This window comes from Shewanella sp. 10N.286.52.E4 (genome assembly GCF_041468785.1).
Taxonomy (GTDB): domain Bacteria; phylum Pseudomonadota; class Gammaproteobacteria; order Enterobacterales; family Shewanellaceae; genus Shewanella; species Shewanella electrodiphila.
Map to the genome: position 1 here is coordinate 1 of NZ_JBFRJJ010000079.1, position 1,234 is coordinate 1,234.

Annotated in this window: 1 protein-coding gene; it reads right to left on the minus strand. The window is 43.8% G+C overall.

Annotated elements, in window-relative coordinates:
* Positions 1-50 precede the first annotated feature (50 nt).
* On the minus strand, positions 51-1,234 hold a 1,184-nt coding region (gene tuf / locus AB4153_RS21420), incomplete at its 5' end, for an elongation factor Tu (RefSeq protein WP_371998604.1).

Consider the following 1,234-nt stretch of genomic DNA (forward strand, 5'->3'; position numbering starts at 1 on the left):
AAAAAAGGAAGCCGAAGCTTCCTTTTTAAAGTGTTAACTAAAGGTCGCTATTAAGCAACGATTTTAGCTACAACACCAGCACCAACAGTACGGCCACCTTCACGGATAGCGAAACGTAAACCGTCGTCCATCGCGATTGGGTAGATTAGTGTAACAACCATTTTGATGTTATCACCAGGCATTACCATTTCTACGCCTTCTGGAAGCTCGATAGTACCAGTTACGTCAGTTGTACGGAAGTAGAACTGTGGACGGTAACCTTTGAAGAATGGAGTGTGACGTCCGCCTTCTTCTTTGCTTAGTACGTATACTTCTGATTCGAAAGTAGTGTGAGGTGTGATAGTACCTGGCTGTGCCAATACTTGACCACGTTCAACGTCTTCACGCTTAGTACCACGTAAAAGAACACCACAGTTTTCGCCAGCACGACCTTCGTCAAGAAGCTTGCGGAACATTTCAACACCAGTACAAGTAGTCTTAGTCGTTTCTTTAACACCAACGATTTCAACTTCTTCACCAACGCGGATGATACCACGCTCAACACGACCAGTAACAACTGTACCACGACCTGAAATTGAGAATACATCTTCAATTGGAAGTAGGAACGGCTTATCGATGTCACGCTCTGGCTCAGGGATGTACGAATCTAACGCTTCTGCTAGTTCGATAATCTTTGGTTCCCAAGCTGAATCGCCTTCAAGAGCTTTAAGCGCAGAACCTTGGATAACTGGTAAGTCATCACCTGGGAAGTCATATTCAGAAAGAAGTTCACGAACTTCCATTTCTACTAATTCAAGTAGTTCTTCATCGTCAACCATGTCACATTTGTTCATGAATACGATGATGAAAGGTACACCAACCTGACGTGAAAGCAGGATGTGCTCACGTGTTTGTGGCATAGGACCATCTGTAGCAGCAACTACTAAGATAGCGCCATCCATTTGAGCAGCACCAGTAATCATGTTTTTAACATAATCGGCGTGACCAGGACAATCTACGTGTGCGTAGTGACGAGTAGGTGTGTCATATTCGATGTGAGAAGTATTAATTGTAATACCGCGCTCACGCTCTTCTGGAGCGTTATCGATTTGTGCGAAATCTTTAACTTCACCACCGTAAGTTTTGGTTAAAACAGCTGAGATTGCAGCAGTTAGCGTTGTTTTACCATGGTCGACGTGACCGATTGTACCCACGTTTACGTGTGGTTTATTACGTTCAAATTTTTCTTTAGCCA